At 47.9% G+C, this 1277-nt stretch carries 1 rRNA gene; it reads right to left on the minus strand.

Going from position 1 to position 1277, the window contains the following annotated elements:
- A 23S ribosomal RNA gene (locus AB5754_RS12630) occupies positions 1–1126 on the minus strand; the annotation flags it as partial.
- Positions 1127–1277: the final 151 nt, after the last annotated feature.

Genomic DNA, 1277 nt, shown 5'->3' on the forward strand with positions numbered 1-1277 from the left:
CTTTAAATGGTGGCTGCTTCTGAGCCAACATCCTAGTTGTCTGTGCAACCCCACATCCTTTTCCACTTAACATATATTTGGGGACCTTAGCTGGTGGTCTGGGCTGTTTCCCTTTCGACTATGGATCTTATCACTCACAGTCTGACTGCCGAATATGAATGAATGGCATTCGGAGTTTATCTGAATTCGGTAACCCGAGATGGGCCCCTAGTCCAAACAGTGCTCTACCTCCATCATTCTTAACTTCGACGCTAGCCCTAAAGCTATTTCGGAGAGAACCAGCTATCTCCAAGTTCGATTGGAATTTCTCCGCTACCCACACCTCATCCCCGCACTTTTCAACGTACGTGGGTTCGGTCCTCCAGTGCGTTTTACCGCACCTTCAACCTGGACATGGGTAGATCACATGGTTTCGGGTCTACGACTACATACTCATGCGCCCTATTCAGACTCGCTTTCGCTGCGGCTCCGTCTCTTCAACTTAACCTCGCATGCAATCGTAACTCGCCGGTTCATTCTACAAAAGGCACGCTATCACCCATTAACGGGCTCTAACTTGTTGTAGGCACACGGTTTCAGGATCTATTTCACTCCCCTTCCGGGGTGCTTTTCACCTTTCCCTCACGGTACTGGTTCACTATCGGTCACTAGGGAGTATTTAGCCTTGGGAGATGGTCCTCCCGGATTCCGACGGAATTCCTCGTGTTCCGCCGTACTCAGGATCCTCCTAGGTGTCTTCCAAATTTCGTCTACGGGGTTGTTACCCTCTTTGACTTACCTTTCCAGGTAATTCGACTATCTGAAAAAACTACCATATCGGAGTCCTACAACCCCAAGAGGCAAGCCTCTTGGTTTGGGCTTTTCCCGTTTCGCTCGCCGCTACTCAGGGAATCGAATTTTCTTTCTCTTCCTGCAGGTACTTAGATGTTTCAGTTCTCTGCGTCTACCTCGATGAAGCTATGAATTCACTTCAACGTAACATCCTATCAAAGATGCTGGGTTCCCCCATTCGGAAATCTCTGGATCATAGCTTACTTACAGCTCCCCAAAGCATATCGGCGTTAGTCCCGTCCTTCATCGGCTCCTAGTGCCAAGGCATCCACCGTGCGCCCTTATTCACTTAACCTTAATCGACCTTACGGCCGGGTTTTGAGCACTTCTTCTAGCGATAGAAGGTTACTCAAGAATAAGCAGTCAATACTTGCGTATTAATTGCGGTGTGTGTTCTCGGTTTGTTTTTCTTGTATTTCAACTATCCAGTTTTCAATGAACAAATC

The sequence above is a fragment of the Enterococcus sp. 2201sp1_2201st1_C11_2201SCRN_220225 genome (assembly GCF_040925905.1).
In the GTDB taxonomy this organism is placed as follows: domain Bacteria; phylum Bacillota; class Bacilli; order Lactobacillales; family Enterococcaceae; genus Enterococcus_C; species Enterococcus_C asini_A.